Origin of the sequence: Aeromonas sp. FDAARGOS 1408 (assembly GCF_019048665.1) — a bacterium.
Lineage (GTDB): Bacteria > Pseudomonadota > Gammaproteobacteria > Enterobacterales > Aeromonadaceae > Aeromonas > Aeromonas dhakensis.
In genome coordinates, this window is the sequence record NZ_CP077394.1 from 2,504,742 (window position 1) to 2,519,610 (window position 14,869).

13 protein-coding genes and 1 tRNA gene are annotated in these 14,869 nt (G+C 62.2%); 6 read left to right on the top strand and 8 right to left on the bottom strand.

Features of this window, described 5'->3' with window-relative positions; all coding sequences use genetic code 11:
* Nucleotides 1-40 precede the first annotated feature (40 nt).
* Complete coding sequence (gene tadA, locus I6L38_RS11510) at nucleotides 41-580, bottom strand: tRNA adenosine(34) deaminase TadA (protein ID WP_216988497.1); 540 nt, start codon at nucleotides 578-580, stop codon at nucleotides 41-43.
* Nucleotides 581-849: 269 nt separating this feature from the next.
* On the opposite strand from tadA, the gene I6L38_RS11515 reads away from it, so the two are divergent.
* From I6L38_RS11515 to aceA, 4 genes are all read left to right on the top strand, one after another.
* A tRNA-Pro gene (locus I6L38_RS11515) sits at nucleotides 850-926 on the top strand.
* 273 nt (nucleotides 927-1,199) lie between these two features.
* Nucleotides 1,200-1,346 carry a hypothetical protein gene (locus I6L38_RS11520; RefSeq protein ID WP_005302740.1) on the top strand — a complete coding sequence of 49 codons (147 nt, stop codon included), beginning with the start codon at nucleotides 1,200-1,202 and terminating at the stop codon, nucleotides 1,344-1,346.
* A gap of 715 nt (nucleotides 1,347-2,061) precedes the next feature.
* Nucleotides 2,062-3,669: a malate synthase A gene (aceB, locus tag I6L38_RS11525; RefSeq protein WP_005302741.1), complete on the top strand. Its 1,608-nt coding sequence runs from the start codon at nucleotides 2,062-2,064 to the stop codon at nucleotides 3,667-3,669.
* Between the two features lie 73 nt (nucleotides 3,670-3,742).
* Nucleotides 3,743-5,056 (top strand): isocitrate lyase, encoded by a 1,314-nt coding sequence (gene aceA, locus I6L38_RS11530; protein WP_005302742.1) that lies wholly within the window; start codon nucleotides 3,743-3,745, stop codon nucleotides 5,054-5,056.
* 118 nt (nucleotides 5,057-5,174) lie between these two features.
* Here the strand turns inward: aceA and hda are convergent, their stop codons facing one another.
* The 3 genes from hda to upp all read right to left on the bottom strand — a co-directional run bounded on the left by hda (nucleotide 5,175) and on the right by upp (nucleotide 7,882).
* Nucleotides 5,175-5,876: a DnaA inactivator Hda gene (gene hda, locus I6L38_RS11535; RefSeq protein WP_010633474.1), complete on the bottom strand. Its 702-nt coding sequence runs from the start codon at nucleotides 5,874-5,876 to the stop codon at nucleotides 5,175-5,177.
* A gap of 215 nt (nucleotides 5,877-6,091) precedes the next feature.
* Nucleotides 6,092-7,111 carry a DUF2066 domain-containing protein gene (locus I6L38_RS11540; RefSeq protein WP_043169686.1) on the bottom strand — a complete coding sequence of 340 codons (1,020 nt, stop codon included), beginning with the start codon at nucleotides 7,109-7,111 and terminating at the stop codon, nucleotides 6,092-6,094.
* A gap of 144 nt (nucleotides 7,112-7,255) precedes the next feature.
* A complete protein-coding gene (upp, locus tag I6L38_RS11545) occupies nucleotides 7,256-7,882 on the bottom strand; it encodes a uracil phosphoribosyltransferase (protein WP_005302745.1) in 627 nt (208 codons plus the stop codon).
* 175 nt (nucleotides 7,883-8,057) lie between these two features.
* Here upp and purM point away from each other — a divergent pair, with 175 nt between their 5' ends.
* Both purM and purN read left to right on the top strand, forming a co-directional pair.
* On the top strand, nucleotides 8,058-9,095 hold the full coding sequence (gene purM, locus I6L38_RS11550; RefSeq protein WP_043169688.1) for a phosphoribosylformylglycinamidine cyclo-ligase: 1,038 nt from the start codon (nucleotides 8,058-8,060) through the stop codon (nucleotides 9,093-9,095).
* Between the two features lie 32 nt (nucleotides 9,096-9,127).
* Complete coding sequence (gene purN / locus I6L38_RS11555; RefSeq protein ID WP_043169690.1) at nucleotides 9,128-9,766, top strand: phosphoribosylglycinamide formyltransferase; 639 nt, start codon at nucleotides 9,128-9,130, stop codon at nucleotides 9,764-9,766.
* A gap of 118 nt (nucleotides 9,767-9,884) precedes the next feature.
* On the opposite strand, the gene I6L38_RS11560 is transcribed toward purN, so the two are convergent.
* From I6L38_RS11560 to I6L38_RS11575, 4 genes are all read right to left on the bottom strand, one after another.
* Nucleotides 9,885-10,646 (bottom strand): Nif3-like dinuclear metal center hexameric protein, encoded by a 762-nt coding sequence (locus tag I6L38_RS11560; protein WP_043169692.1) that lies wholly within the window; start codon nucleotides 10,644-10,646, stop codon nucleotides 9,885-9,887.
* A 147-nt stretch (nucleotides 10,647-10,793) separates the two neighbouring features.
* The gene (locus I6L38_RS11565) at nucleotides 10,794-12,137 is read right to left on the bottom strand and encodes a sigma-54 dependent transcriptional regulator (protein ID WP_042051986.1); all 1,344 of its coding nucleotides are present in this window, start codon (nucleotides 12,135-12,137) and stop codon (nucleotides 10,794-10,796) included.
* 76 nt (nucleotides 12,138-12,213) lie between these two features.
* Nucleotides 12,214-13,248, bottom strand: a complete 1,035-nt coding sequence (locus I6L38_RS11570) for a sensor histidine kinase (RefSeq protein ID WP_005302750.1) — start codon at nucleotides 13,246-13,248, stop codon at nucleotides 12,214-12,216.
* Between the two features lie 106 nt (nucleotides 13,249-13,354).
* Nucleotides 13,355-14,776 carry a sigma-54 dependent transcriptional regulator gene (locus I6L38_RS11575; RefSeq protein ID WP_005302751.1) on the bottom strand — a complete coding sequence of 474 codons (1,422 nt, stop codon included), beginning with the start codon at nucleotides 14,774-14,776 and terminating at the stop codon, nucleotides 13,355-13,357.
* Nucleotides 14,777-14,869 lie beyond the last annotated feature (93 nt).

Sequence of the window (14,869 nt, forward strand, 5' to 3'; positions counted from 1 at the left end):
CGCAAGCGCCGCGGGAGCGCACCGCTTGCGCTGATGCGCCTCAATCGTCGGCGGCCGGGGTTTGTTGCAGTGCCAATCTGGCGGCCTTTTTCTCGGCGCGGCGACGCCTGAAGAAATCCGACAGCTGGGCCGAGCAGGCCTCTGCCAGCACGCCGCCGGCCAGCTCGACCCTGTGATTGTGACGCGGGTCCTGCAGGATCTCGAACACTGAGCCGGCAGCTCCGGTCTTCAAGTCCCGCGCGCCATAGACCACCCGCTTGACCCGGCTGTGGATCAGGGCACCGGCACACATGCAACAGGGTTCCAGGGTCACATAAAGGGTGGTGTCGAGCAGACGGTAATTTTGCAGCCGCTCGCCGGCAGCCCGGAGCGCCATCACCTCGGCATGGGCGCAGGCGTCGTGTTCGCTGATGGAGCGGTTCCAGCCCTCTGCGACGATCTCCTCCCCCAGCACCAGCACGGCGCCCACCGGGATCTCGCCGATCCCCTCGGCCCTGGCGGCCAGCGCCATGGCATGGCGCATCCAGCGTTCGTCCTGCTCGTGCTGGCTCGCCTGTGCTGCAACGTCCGATGGTTTCACGCCCTGCTCCTCTCTGACTGGTTGATGACGACAGATCATGCTGTCGGCGAAAGACGGTATCACGGCCCCGTGCCACCGATCTCTGTGGCATAGGTCCCGCCATCCATGCCTGCGGCGGGGCGGCGATTATGCCAAATCCCGCTGGCGCCCCCAAGTTCCATCTGTGCTGAGCAATAAAGAAGCAGTCAGCATCTCTATGATAAAAAAGGAGTTGCGTCCAAAGGTGCGGAACATTAGACTTCCTCCCCGTCAGCACAGACTGACCTTGTCGGCGTGTAGCGCAGCCAGGTAGCGCACTGTCATGGGGTGTCAGGGGTCGGAGGTTCAAATCCTCTCACGCCGACCATCATTCCCCGAAAATAGCCCAGTCCAGCGACTGGGCTATTTTTTGCCCGTCATCCCGATCTTCACCCGCCGCTCGCCGTTAGCCTCTCGTGTCACGCCCTCTCCTTCAAAGAGTCACCAGTCAGTTGCGGTACGGATTTTATTCAGAACCGCTTGAAACCTTTCTAGAGTATCGCTAGGATACGCGACTTTTCCGCCGGCAATTCGTACAGGGAGGTGGAAACCCGGGTGATGGAGTCACCAACCGGCTTGCAATCCAGTGAGGCAAGCACCCATGACGCAAGCAGTTGAAACACAACCCGAACACTCTCCCCTGCCCCAGCCGGCCACCGAAACCGGTGCCAACCAGTATGTGGCCGAGCATGGCCCCGTCGTACGGCTCGACATCGTCGATCTGGCGGCGCCGGACGATGACTACTGAACCGTCAGCCCTGGCGTCAACCCTTCCTGTCACGGGAGAGCAGGGTCGCGACACTCGGGATCATCTCCCCTTGATACCTCCTTTGAGGGCCAGGATGGCCCGCTGATACAAATAACAACAATATCCTGCGTAATGAAATAGCGGCAGTCATATCTGCTACCAGCGTTTCTCCCCTCACCTGCACACGCCATCCCTGAGGTGATACAAACCTACGTTATTGCCCATCACTTTCTCACTCTGCTGCCACTGGACCCCATTTGGTCCCATTGAGCGACTTAAGTTTTAAACAACCGTTCTCCAGCCAATGCCAGAAGGCACCAAGCGCTTGCTGGGTTGCTCAAACACATTTCATACGGACGTTTTTTGAAAGCTTGGAGTGAGGTCGGGATTTGTTTTTGCATTTGTAATTTTATTACGTAATAAGTTACATCCCATCGACTGTTCTCCCCCCGATATGGGGCCATCGCGAAGGGATGGAAAGCAAGAGCATAACCATCTGCATAGAGTTTTTGCGCTAATCAAACAAACTCATTTAAAACATATAGTTAACATCATTACCGAAACGGGTGTTTTAAAAAAGCTGTTGACGAATAGAGCAATATTTCGCACCTTATGAATCGTGTTATCCCGTTGTTACGGGAAGATTGAAAAAACAGGGATCGACTTTAGTCGTAGTTAATTAGTTCAAAATGTAATTATCAAAGGAGTGAACACTATGTCGGCACCGGCCCAGACCCACTGTAGCGCCCGTCTGCGCATCCAGGGCGAAATGCATCCCGATTACGCGCAAATTCTGACGCCGGACGCGGTGGCCCTGGTATCCGAACTGGTGGAACGCTTTGCTCCCCAACGGGACGAATTGTTGAAACAACGTGTGGCACGCCAGGCCCGTATCGATGGCGGCGAACTGCCGGACTTCCTGCCTGAGACTGCCCACATCCGCGCCGGCGACTGGACGGTACGCGGCATTCCTGCCGACCTGCAGGATCGCCGTGTGGAGATCACCGGCCCGGTCGAGCGCAAGATGGTGATCAACGCCCTCAACGCCAACGTCAAGGTGTTCATGGCGGACTTCGAAGATTCGCTGGCCCCCGCCTGGAACAAGGTGATCGAGGGTCAAATCAACCTGCGCGATGCGGTCAATGGCACCATTGCCTATCAGAGCCCGGAGGGGAAATCCTATACCCTAAATGCCGATCCGGCCGTGCTCATCTGCCGGGTGCGCGGTCTGCACCTGCCGGAAAAACACGTCACCTTTGATGGAGCCCCCATTCCCGGCGGCTTGTTCGACTTCGCCCTCTACTTCCTGCACAACCACAAGGCGCTGCTGGCCAAGGGATCCGGCCCCTACTTCTACGTACCCAAGCTGCAGAGCCACCTGGAAGGGCGCTGGTGGAGCGAGGTGTTCGCCTGGACCGAAGACAAGTTCGGCCTGCCCCGCGGCACCATCAAGGCCACCGTGCTGATCGAAACCCTGCCAGCGGTGTTCGAGATGGATGAGCTGCTCTATCAGATGAAGGATCACATCGTGGCCCTCAACTGCGGCCGCTGGGACTACATCTTCAGCTATATCAAGACCCTGAAGAATCACCCGGATCGCGTCCTGCCGGACCGCCAGGTGGTGACCATGGACAAGCCGTTCCTCTCCGCCTACTCGCGGCTGCTGATCAAGACCTGTCACAAGCGCGGCGCGCTGGCGATGGGGGGCATGGCCGCCTTCATTCCGGCCAAGGATGCCGCCGTCAACGAGCAGGTCTTCGCCAAGGTACATGCCGACAAACAGCGTGAAGCCGACAACGGCCACGATGGTACCTGGGTGGCCCACCCGGGCCTGGCCGACACCGCCATGGCCGTGTTCAACGCCACCATCCCGGCCGGCGCCAAGAACCAGATCGGCGTGCTGCGCGAGCAGGATGCCCCCATCACAGCCGCCGACCTGCTGGCACCCTGCGAGGGCGAGCGCACCGAGGCAGGCATGCGCACCAACATCCGGGTCGCTCTGCAATACCTGGAGGCCTGGATCAATGGCAACGGCTGCGTGCCTATCTACGGTCTGATGGAAGATGCGGCTACCGCCGAGATCTCCCGCACCTCCATCTGGCAATGGATCCGCCACGGCAAGAGCCTCTCCAACGGCCAGGTGGTGACCAAGGATCTGTTCCGCCAGATGCTGGCCGAGGAGCAGGAGGTGGTCAAACGCGAGGTGGGCGAAGCCCGCTGGCAGTCGGGTCGTTTCGCCGAGGCGAGCGCCCTGATGGAAGAGATCACCTGCGCCGATACCCTGATCGATTTTCTGACGCTGCCCGGTTACGAGCGGCTCTGAATCACGGGCTCCGCAAGGAGCTCGCCAATAACAAGTCAATGGAAACGTGAAATCAATGAAAGAGGGAACTGATATGGCACTGACCCGTGAGCAACAGATCCAGGCTATCGAGAAAGACTGGGCACAGAACCCCCGCTGGAAAGGGATCAAGCGTGGCTACAGCGCCGAGGACGTGGTCAACCTGCGCGGCAGCCTGCAGCCGCAGCACACCCTGGCCCAACGTGGCGCCGACAAGCTGTGGGAGCTGATCCACGGCGGCGCCAAGAAGGGCTACGTCAACTGTCTCGGCGCCCTGACCGGCGGCCAGGCGGTGCAACAGGCCAAGGCGGGGATCGAGGCAATTTACCTCTCCGGCTGGCAGGTAGCGGCAGACAACAACCTCTCCTCCACCATGTATCCGGATCAGTCCCTCTATCCGGCCAACTCGGTGCCGTCGGTGGTGGAGCGCATCAACAACTCCTTCGCCCGTGCCGACCAGATCCAGTGGGCCAACAAGGTCGGACCGCAAGACGAGGGTTTCATCGACTACTTCCTGCCCATCGTCGCGGATGCGGAAGCCGGCTTCGGCGGCGTGCTGAACGCCTTCGAACTGATGAAGGGGATGATCGAGGCAGGTGCCGCCGGCGTGCACTTCGAAGATCAGCTGGCCTCGGTGAAAAAATGCGGCCATATGGGCGGCAAGGTGCTGGTTCCGACCCAGGAAGCGGTGCAGAAGCTCGTCGCGGCTCGTCTGGCGGCCGACGTGTGCGGCACCAGCACCCTGGTGATCGCCCGTACCGACGCCAACGCGGCAGACCTGCTGACCACGGATGCGGATCCTTACGATGCGGACTTCCTGACTGGTGAGCGCACCGCCGAAGGCTTCTACAAGGTGCGTGCCGGCATCGATCAGGCCATCGCCCGCGGTCTGGCCTACGCCCCCTACGCCGACATGGTGTGGTGCGAAACCGCCAAGCCGGATCTGGACGAGGCGCGCAAGTTTGCCGAAGCGATCAAGGCCCAGTTCCCGGATCGCATCCTGGCCTACAACTGCTCCCCGAGCTTCAACTGGAAGAAGAACCTGGACGATGCCACCATCGCCCGCTTCCAGCAGGAGCTGTCCGACATGGGTTACAAGTACCAGTTCATCACCCTGGCAGGGATCCACAACATGTGGTTCCACATGTACGAGCTGGCCTACCAGTACGCCCGTGGCGAAGGGATGAAGCACTATGTCGAGATGGTGCAGCAACCCGAGTTCGCCGCCGCCGAGCGGGGCTACACCTTCGTGGCGCACCAGCAGGAGGTGGGCACCGGTTACTTCGACAAGGTGACCACCGTCATCCAGGGCGGCCAATCCTCGGTGACCGCGCTGACTGGCTCGACTGAAGAAGATCAGTTCCACTGATTAGGCAGAACTCTTTGAGAGAGTCCTTGAGATAGCAAAACCCCGGCCACTGGCCGGGGTTTCTTTTCTTTTTATTCATTGCTTAGGCGTCGCTCACGCTCAAGCACACCCGAAGGACTCAGAGCTCGAGGATCTCTTTAACAAAGGGGATGGTCAGCTTGCGCTTGGCACGAAAAGAGGCGTTGTCGAGCTGATTGAGGGTGGTGAGCAGGGTACGCATATCGCGCGAGAGACGGTTGAGCAGGAAGCGGCCCACGTCGATGGGCAGTTTGAAGCCCCGCAGCTCGGCACGCAGCTGCAGGGCACTGAGCTTGCCCTCATCGTCCAGCTCGTCGAGGTGGAAGCTCACCCCCCAATCGAGACGGGAGGCGAGATCCGGCAGCTGCAGCCCCAGTTTGCGCGGCGCGCTGCAACCGGTCACCACCAGGGTCCCCTCGCCCTTCTCCTTCCAACGATTGTAAAAGTCGAACAGGGCGCGCTCCCACAGGGCATTGCCAGCGATAGCCTCCAGGCTGTCGAGGCAGACCAGCGGCAGGCTTTCGAGGGCGTCGAGCATGCTGGGATCCAGCTGTTCGAACTGATCGAGGGAGAGATAGGCGGCGGCAGCGTCGCGAGCATTGACCTCGGCGCAGGTGGCGTGCAGCAGATGGGAGCGGCCCGATCCCTTGGCCCCCCAGAAATAGAGGAAAGGCGAACCCTGACCAATGGCCGCATTCTTGAGGGCGGTGATCAGATGAGCATTGTTGCCGGGATAAAAACTGACGAAGGTTTCATCATCCGGTAGTTGTACGGCTAAAGACAGTTGGGCCGGTTGCTTCACTCGTTGGGCTTTGACTGTGACATTTGCGGGCAAGTGTATCATCGCGAAGGCGGATAGAGAACCGCCCGGACGATGCCGGGCGGTGTGGATCCTCATAAAGGATCCAGGCTGCGACCATTGCTAACGGGAACGGCTACTCCTTGGCCGGCGCGCTCAAGCCCTGGCAGGAGAGCGCCCATGCCTCACAGCCGAACGGTCAGGATCCTCGGCCAGGATCAGGGCTGCGACCACTGGTAGCTCAGCCCCTCTGGGGTATCCGCCAGCTGGCGCAACCGGCTCTCCAGCTGCAGCCCGCGGATGAGCTCGGCCTTGTCCCCCTGCAGGCTCAGGTTGAAGGTCACCTTGTCCCCCTCCAGTTTGCCAATCTCCACCTTGGTGACGCTGGCCATCCCCTGCAGCATTTTCTGCACCGTGATCATGCCGTCGATGCCTGACAACCCCTCCACCACCAGTGTCTGGCTGGAGGCAACACCGGAGATGCGCGCCCCGTAGTTCTGCACCAGCCAGCCTGCCAGGGCATCGGCGAACGTCTGCGCCACCTCGGCCTGGGTGCCAGAACCCTCGCCTCTGGTCAGTTCGCTCAGCTCACCGCCGGCCTTGGGCCCGTAGAGACCCCAGTCGATGCTCCACTTGTCACCTTCAGGGGTGAGCTTGCCCAGCACCACCATCTCGGCACCGTAACGCTGGCTCGCCTTGAGGATGGGATCGGCGAAACGGCCCCAGACGTCGGTGGCATTGACCGCCATGTTGTCGTCCAAGTCCATCAGCGGAATGCTGACCGGCAGCCCCATCGCCTGGGCCTGGGTACGCAGGGCGACGGCCCAGCCATCGCTGGACTGATCCGGCAGAATGCGCCGCTCCCCTTCATTGATCACCAGCCAGATGGCCACTTGCGGCCGGGCCGGGCCCAGCAGGGCGAACTTGCTCTCGGCCACCAGGGCATTGACCTTGGTCACGTCGAAATCGGCCTTGAGAAACTTCACCGGCCCCACGTCCTGATAACCGTAGTGCTGCACGAACGCACCGGGGGCCGCCAGCGCCTTGACCACCGCCGGCTGGGTCAGGATGTCGCGCTTGCCGGTCACCTTGATCAGCACCTCGCCCAGAGCCTGGGACTGGGCTGCCGCCATGTCGCCGCTGGTGGGGGCCTTGCCCTGATAGAGATCGGTCACCTGAGCGGCCGACACCATGAATGACAAGCCGCAGCAGAGGGCGGTCACAACACGTTTGAGCATGAGAAAAGTCTCGAAATGGGAGATGGTGCTTATGGTAGCGGCAAGGCGCGCATGGCAGCAAGCCAGGGGCGGGAGAAACAGCGGAGCCGGCGAGGTGCCGGCTCCATTTGCGCGCCTGCAGGCACGCGATGAGGCGAGCGAGGCTTACTTGGTGCCGAAGATCTTGTCGCCGGCGTCGCCCAGACCCGGGACAATGTAGCCCTTCTCGTTCAGGCCCTGGTCGATGGAGGCGCAGAACAGCTCCACGTCCGGGTGAGCGGCTTCCAGCGCCTTGATGCCTTCCGGCGCGGCAACCAGCACCAGCACCTTGATGGACTGGCAGCCCTTCTTCTTGAGCAGGTCGATGGTGGCGATCATGGAGCCGCCGGTGGCCAGCATGGGGTCGATGACCAGCGCCAGACGTTCTTCGATGTTGCTGACAATCTTCTCGAAGTAGGGAACCGGCTGCAGGGTCTCTTCGTCGCGGTAGATACCGACCACGCTGACGCGGGCGCTCGGCATGTGCTCCAGCACGCCGTCCATCATGCCCAGACCGGCACGCAGGATGGGCACCACGGTGACCTTCTTGCCCTTGATCTGGTCAACTTCCACTGGCCCGTTCCAGCCATCGATGGTAACCTTCTCGGTTTCGAAGTCAGAGGTCGCTTCGTAGGTCAACAAACTGCCCACTTCCTTGGCCAGTTCACGGAAACGCTTGGTGCTGATATCGCCTTCACGCATCAGACCGATCTTGTGCTTGACCAGGGGGTGTTTGACTTCAACGACTTTCATTATTATCTCCTCTAACTGCCGCAAAAAAATCGCGGAATCATACAACAAAAGCCGCCGCTTGTAGAGCATTTCCGCGCAAAAACGCGCAAACGATTTCCTTTCTGGTTTTTCACCGCCACTGTTAGAATACGCCCCGAATTTTACCCTCCACTTCTTTATATGACGGGGAATACGCGTGACTGACAAAACCTCACTGAGCTACAAGGATGCTGGCGTGGATATCGATGCCGGCAATGCACTGGTTGAACGTATCAAGGGCGTGTCAAAGCGCACTCGTCGTCCTGAAGTCCTTGGTGGTCTTGGCGGCTTTGGGGCCTTGTGTCAAATCCCTGCGGGCTACAAGGAGCCGGTGCTGGTCTCCGGCACCGACGGGGTGGGCACCAAGCTGCGCCTCGCCATCAACCTGAAGAAGCACGACACCGTGGGCATCGATCTGGTGGCCATGTGCGTCAATGACCTGATCGTGCAGGGCGCCGAGCCCCTCTTCTTCCTCGATTACTATGCCACCGGCAAGCTGGACGTGGACACCGCCGCGGCCGTGGTCACCGGCATCGGTGCCGGCTGCGAGCAGTCCGGCTGCGCCCTGGTAGGCGGCGAAACCGCCGAGATGCCGGGCATGTATGAAGGGGAAGACTACGACATCGCCGGTTTCTGCGTCGGTGTGGTGGAGAAGAGCGAGATCATCGACGGCAGCAAGGTCGGCGAAGGGGATGCCCTGATCGCCCTGGCCGCCAGCGGCCCCCACTCCAACGGCTTCTCCCTCATTCGCAAGATCCTGGAAGTCTCCAAGGCCGACGTGCAGCAGCCACTGGGTGATACCACCCTGGCCAATGCCCTGCTGGAGCCGACCCGCATCTACGTGAAACCCGTGCTCAAGCTCATCAAGGAGTGCGAGATCCACGCCCTCTCCCACATCACCGGTGGCGGCTTCTGGGAAAACATCCCGCGCGTGCTGCCCGCCAACACCCAAGCGGTGATCGACGAGCAGAGCTGGCAGTGGCCGGCGGTGTTCAGCTGGCTGCAAGAGGCCGGCAACGTCACCCGCCACGAGATGTACCGCACCTTCAACTGCGGCGTCGGCATGATCATCGCCCTGCCGGCGGATCAGCTGGAAAAAGCGCTGACCCTGCTCAAGGCGGAAGGCGAGAACGCCTGGCATATCGGCCATATCGCCAAGGCGGCCGATGGTGAGGAGCAGGTCATCATTCAATGAATGACCGGATCAACAGCCAAATGACCTCCCCTATGAAACGCATCCTGGTGCTGATCTCCGGCAACGGCAGCAACCTGCAGACCATCCTCGACGGCTGTGCCGACGGCAAGATTGCCGGTGAGGTGGTCGGTGTCATCAGCAACAAGGCCGATGCCTATGGTCTGGTACGTGCCAAAGAGGCGGGGGTGGCCACCGCCATCCTCGCCCAGCAGCAGTTTGCCAGTCGGGAGGAGTATGACGCCGCCCTGCTGGCGCTGATGAACGACTATCAGCCCGACCTGGTGGTGCTGGCCGGGTTTATGCGGATCCTGAGTGCCGACCTGGTGCGGCACTTTGCCGGGCGGATGGTCAACATCCACCCCTCCCTGCTGCCCAAGTACCAAGGGCTGCACACCCATCAGCGCGCCATCGACGCCGGTGACGACGAACACGGCGCCAGCGTCCACTTCGTCACCGAAGAGCTCGACGGCGGCCCGGTGATCCTGCAGGCGCGCGTTCCCATCTTCGAAGGGGACACAGCCGAGGAGGTGGCGGCCCGGGTGCAGGTGCAGGAGCACAGCATCTACCCGCTGGTGGTGCAGTGGTTCTGTGAAGGCAGGCTGCAGATGCTGGAGGGGGCCGCCCTGCTCGACGGCGCTCTGCTCGGCCCCGCGGGTTATGCCAGCGAGTAACGGTTAACCGCAACATGCAAAATAGAACAAGGGAGGCTTCGGCCTCCCTTGTCATTTCTATCTACCAGCGCACTTGCTGCAGTCAGGTCCGATTACCCCGCTACGCGGCTAAACGAACCTAGACCGGATTGTCGATATCGATAAAGGTGACATCCAGCCCGTGCACCGTCGCCAGCCACTCCCCCAGCGCCTTGACACCGTAACGCTCGGTGGCGTGGTGACCGGCAGCGTAGAAGTGCATGCCCATCTCGCGGGCGGTGTGGATGGTCTGCTCGGAGGCCTCGCCAGAGATGAAGGCATCGATGCCCTGCTCCGCCGCCAGATTGATGTAGCTCTGGCCGCCACCGGTGCACCAGGCCACCGAGCGGATAAGCTCGGGGCCGCTGTCGCCACAATGGAGCGGTTCACGGCCGAGGCGCTCGGCAATCAGCTTGGCAAAATCGGCGCCGCTCATGGGCTCTTCCAGCTTGCCCACCATGGCGACGCTCTTGCTGTTCCAGGGCTCGAGGCCACGGCGCACCTTGATGCCCAGCAACTGGGCCAGCTGGGCGTTGTTGCCCACCTCGGGGTGCACGTCCAGCGGCAGGTGATAGGCAAACAGGTTGATGTCGTGGGTCAGCAGGGTCTTGATGCGGCGCTGTTTCATGCCGGTGATCTGGGCCGGCTCGCCGCTCCAGAAGTAGCCGTGATGGACCAGGATGGCATCGGCCCCGGCAGCCACGGCCGCGTCGATCAGAGCCTGACTGGCGGTCACGCCGGTCACCACCTTGCGAATGCGCTCACGCCCCTCCACCTGCAGGCCATTGGGGCAGTAATCCTTGATGGCGTGGGGTTCGAGCAGATGGTTGAGTACGCTTTCCAGTTTTCGATGAGAGATCATAGGGGTCCCTTATAAAGGCGCCGACCCCTGTGCTGCGATACAGGCAGGAATCGGGCTCATAACGCCGAGGCCCCATGATAATCGAGGCGGGCCGGCAAGACCATGATGCCTCCCGCACTGCGGCCCCTGGTCGGGCCCGGAATGGCCTCAGGCCGGCAGGTCGATCCCCGCCTCGCGCATCTGGGCCAGCTTGTAGCGCAGGGTGCGCGGGCTGATGCCGAGCCGGTCGGCCACCGCCTTGCGGCTGCCGTTGCAATCCTGCAGGGTGTCGAGAATGATCTGGTGCTCCTGCTGCTTGAGCTCGCTGCCCAGGTGTTCGCTGCCGCTGCTGCGCTCGTTGCTGACCAGGCGGATCTCCTCTTCCTCCACCTCTTCCAGAATGAGGTGCTCGCAGCCGATGAGGCCGTCGGGGCTCAGAATAAGGGCGCGCTGCACCACGTTGTCGAGCTCGCGCACGTTGCCGGGCCAGGGGTGAGCCAGCAGCCGTTCGCGGGCCGCCTCCGTCAGTTGCGGCGTCGGCAGTCCCTGCTGACCAGCATGCAGCGCCAGCAGGTGTTCCGCCAGCGGCAGTATGTCGCCGGGGCGCTCCCATAGCGCCGTCCAGCGCAGCGGGAAGACATTGAGGCGATAGTAGAGATCCTCGCGAAACAGGCCATCCTGCACCGCTTTTTTCAGATCCCGGTTGCTGGTGGCGATGACCCTCACATCGAGCGGGATCAGCTTGCGACTGCCGAGCCGCTCCACCTCTTTCTCCTGCAGCACCCGCAGCAGCTTGGCCTGCAGCCCCAGATCCATCTCGGTGATCTCATCGAGCAACAGGGTCCCCCCCTGCGCCTGTTCGAACTTGCCGGGGCACCCCTGCACGGCGCCGGTAAAGGCCCCCTTCTCGTAACCGAACAGGGTCGCCTCCAGCATGTTTTCCGGAATGGCAGCGCAGTTGATGGCGACGAAGGTCTGCTCGGCGCGGCTGGAGTTGTCGTGGATGTAGCGGGCCAGCACCTCTTTACCGGTCCCGCTCGGGCCGGTCACCATCACGGTGGCCTCGCTTCTGGCCACCCGGGTCGCCAGCTGGAACAGCTCGGCAGTCTTTGGATCGCCGTAAACCACGGCCCGTTTCTCCACCTTCTGGGCCGGCACATAACGACTGACCTGATTGAGCAATACCTCGGGGGAGAAGGGCTTGGCCAGATAGTCGATGGCGCCTTCGCGCATGGCACGCACCGCACCGTCGATGTTGGCGTAGGCGGTCATCAGGAGCACCGGCACCTGGGGATATTGCTGGCGGATATTGGCCAGCAGGGTCAGGCCGTCCATCCCCCCCATCTGGATATCCGAGATCACCATGTCGAAGCTCTGGCGCGACAGGGCCAGCAGGGCCCGCTCGCCGCTGTCCACCTCGCGGCACTCATAGCCGCCGAGCAACAGGGTATCCATCAGCGCTTCGCGCAGGCCATTGTCATCTTCCACTACCAGGATCCGGGCCTGAGTCATGCTACACCTCCCACCACAGCCAGCCTGGCCGCATTGATATTGATCCCTGCCGGATGGCGCTGACGCCCAACATGTCTCATGCGACACCTCCTAACTGCACCGCCTGCTGATGCAGGGGGAACGACAGGGTAAAACAGGTGCCCTCGCCGGGGACTGAGGCCACGCTGACCTCCCCCTGATGGGCACGGACGACGGATTGCACCACCGCCAGCCCAAGGCCTGTGCCCTGGGAGCGGGTGGTAAAGAAGGGTTCGAAGATCTGGCTGAGCAGGTGGGCGGGCATCCCCTTGCCGTTGTCGAGGATGCGCAGCTCCACCCGGGCGCCGCTGCGCACCGCGCTCACCAGCAAGGAGGTTGCCCCCGCCTGCTGGGCGTTGGCGATAAGGTTGTTGACTGCCCCCGCCAGCGCACTGTTGTTGGCCAGCAGGCAGAGATCGGGCTCCGGCGCCTCCATGTGCAGCTCGCAGCCCTGCTGGGCGCAGAAGGCTTCGGCACCCGCCTGCACTTCGGCCAGCAGTCCCTGTACCGAGGTGGGGGTCACCACCTGGTTGTCGCCGTTGCGGGCAAACAACAGGATGTCGTTGATCTGCTTCTCGAGATCCTGCAGGCGTGCCATCAGCTTTTGCTGGAACTGGCTGCGGGATTCGGGCTTGAGGGTGCGGTTGGCCAGGTTGGCGGCATAGAGCATGGCGGCGGAGAGCGGCGTGCGGATCTGGTGGGCCAGCGAGGCGGCCATGTTGCCAAGGGCCGACAACCGCTTCATGTGGTTGATGCGGTCTTGCAGCTGGCGGGTTTCGGTCAGATCGTTGATGAACACCAGCTGGCCCGGCTGATCCGGCAGCGGCTGGGTCGAGAGCTGGACCCGGCGCCCATCGCGCAGGGAGATCTCGTGGCCGTCATCCTCGCGGGGCTGAAAGCAGCGGTCGATGATCTGGCGCCAGGCCTGCCCTTCCAGCGGCTCCCCCAGCAGCGCCTTGGCGGCCGGGTTGGCGCGGGTGATCCGGCCCTCGCCGTCGAGCAGCAAGACACCGGTGGGCAGCGCCGTGAAGATGGCGTAAAGCTGGCTCACCTCGTGAGACTGGAGCGGGGTTTCTTGCGGCTGGGCTGTCATAAAGCTGACCTCAAACTAGCGACTGAGTCAGCTTATTCAATTTCCATGCCACTAAAATTTATACTTTAAATCAAAGCCTTGAAGCCAGGCGTCAAGGCTTTGACCCTTATGCTTCCTTGCTCATTCCGTATTTTTTCATCTTCTCCACCAGGGTGGTACGGCGCATGCCGAGCAGGTCGGCGGCGCGGGCAACCACCCCGTCCTGGGACTCCAGCGCCTGGCGGATCAGCTCCACTTCCAGGTCAGCCAGCATCTCCTTGAGGTTGACCCCCTCCTCCGGCAGTTGCATGGCGCGGGCGTGGCTGGCGGGCAGATCCAGCTCGGGCGGATCCTGGAACACCGCGGCCAGCGCATCGCGCTCGTCCATCTCGGTCAGCCGCTCGTCCCGCGGCTCGCAGGGCAGCAGCCGATAGCGGCTCGGCAGGTCGGCCACATCGACGATCTGCTGCGGGTAGAGGATGAGCAGCCGCTCCAGCAGGTTGGAGAGCTCGCGCACGTTGCCCGGCCAGGGGTACTGCATCAGGGACTCCATGGCGCGCTGGGTCAGGCGGATCATCCCCTGGTGCAGCTCGGCGTGGCGATTGAGCAGCTCCTGCAGCAACAGCGGGATGTCGTCGGCCCGATCCCGCAGCGGCGGAGTCTCGATGGGGAAGACGTTGAGGCGATAGTAGAGATCTTCACGGAAGACCTGGGTGCGGATCATCGCCTCCAGATCCCGGTGAGTGGCTGCGATGATGCGCACGTCCGCCTGAATGGGCTTGCCACCGCCGACCCGATCAAACATCCGCTCCTGCAGCACCCGCAGCAGCTTGACCTGCATCGGCAGCGGCATGTCGCCGATCTCGTCGAGAAACAGGGTGCCCCCCTGGGCCAGCTCGAAGCGGCCGCGCCGGGCGGCGATGGCGCCGGTGAAGGCCCCCTTCTCGTGGCCGAACAGCTCGCTCTCGAGCAGCTCGGCCGGAATGGCACCGCAGTTGATGGGCACGAAGGGGCCCGCGCTTCGGGCCGAGAGTTCATGGATGGCGCGCGCCACCACCTCCTTGCCGGTACCCGATTCGCCGAGGATCAGCACGTTGGCATCGGTCTCGGCCACCTGGCTGATGAGCCGGCGCACCTCCTGGATCCCCTTGCCCTTGCCCACCAGCAGGCGCAGCAGCGCCTGCCCCTTGTCATGGGTCTGCTGACGGGGGTGGAGGGAGACGAAGGCCTGGCAAAAGTGCAGATGGCGGGTCAGGGATTCGTAGGTGAAGGGAGACTCGGCCACCCCGATGAAGTTGCTGTTGGGGAAGTCGGCTTCCACCAGCGACAGGAAAGGCACCCGGGGAAAACCGGTCAGCAGCTCGCCCAGCGGCCGGCCATTGAGGGCACCGGTCAGTACCCCCTGCAGCGGGCCGGATGACTCGATGGCAACCTCCAGATCACCCTCGGCAACCTCCTGCCAGGGGATCCCCATGAACGAGAGAACTGTCCCCAACTGTTGGCGCCGCTGCGCATCGGCGTCAACAATCAACACTCCCATTGCCATCATATCCATCCCTCTATTCTCGACGTAACTTATTGTTTTATTGTGCTTATGTGGTCAAACCACGCACTTTATGCAGGATGCACAAAGTGCCAAAAT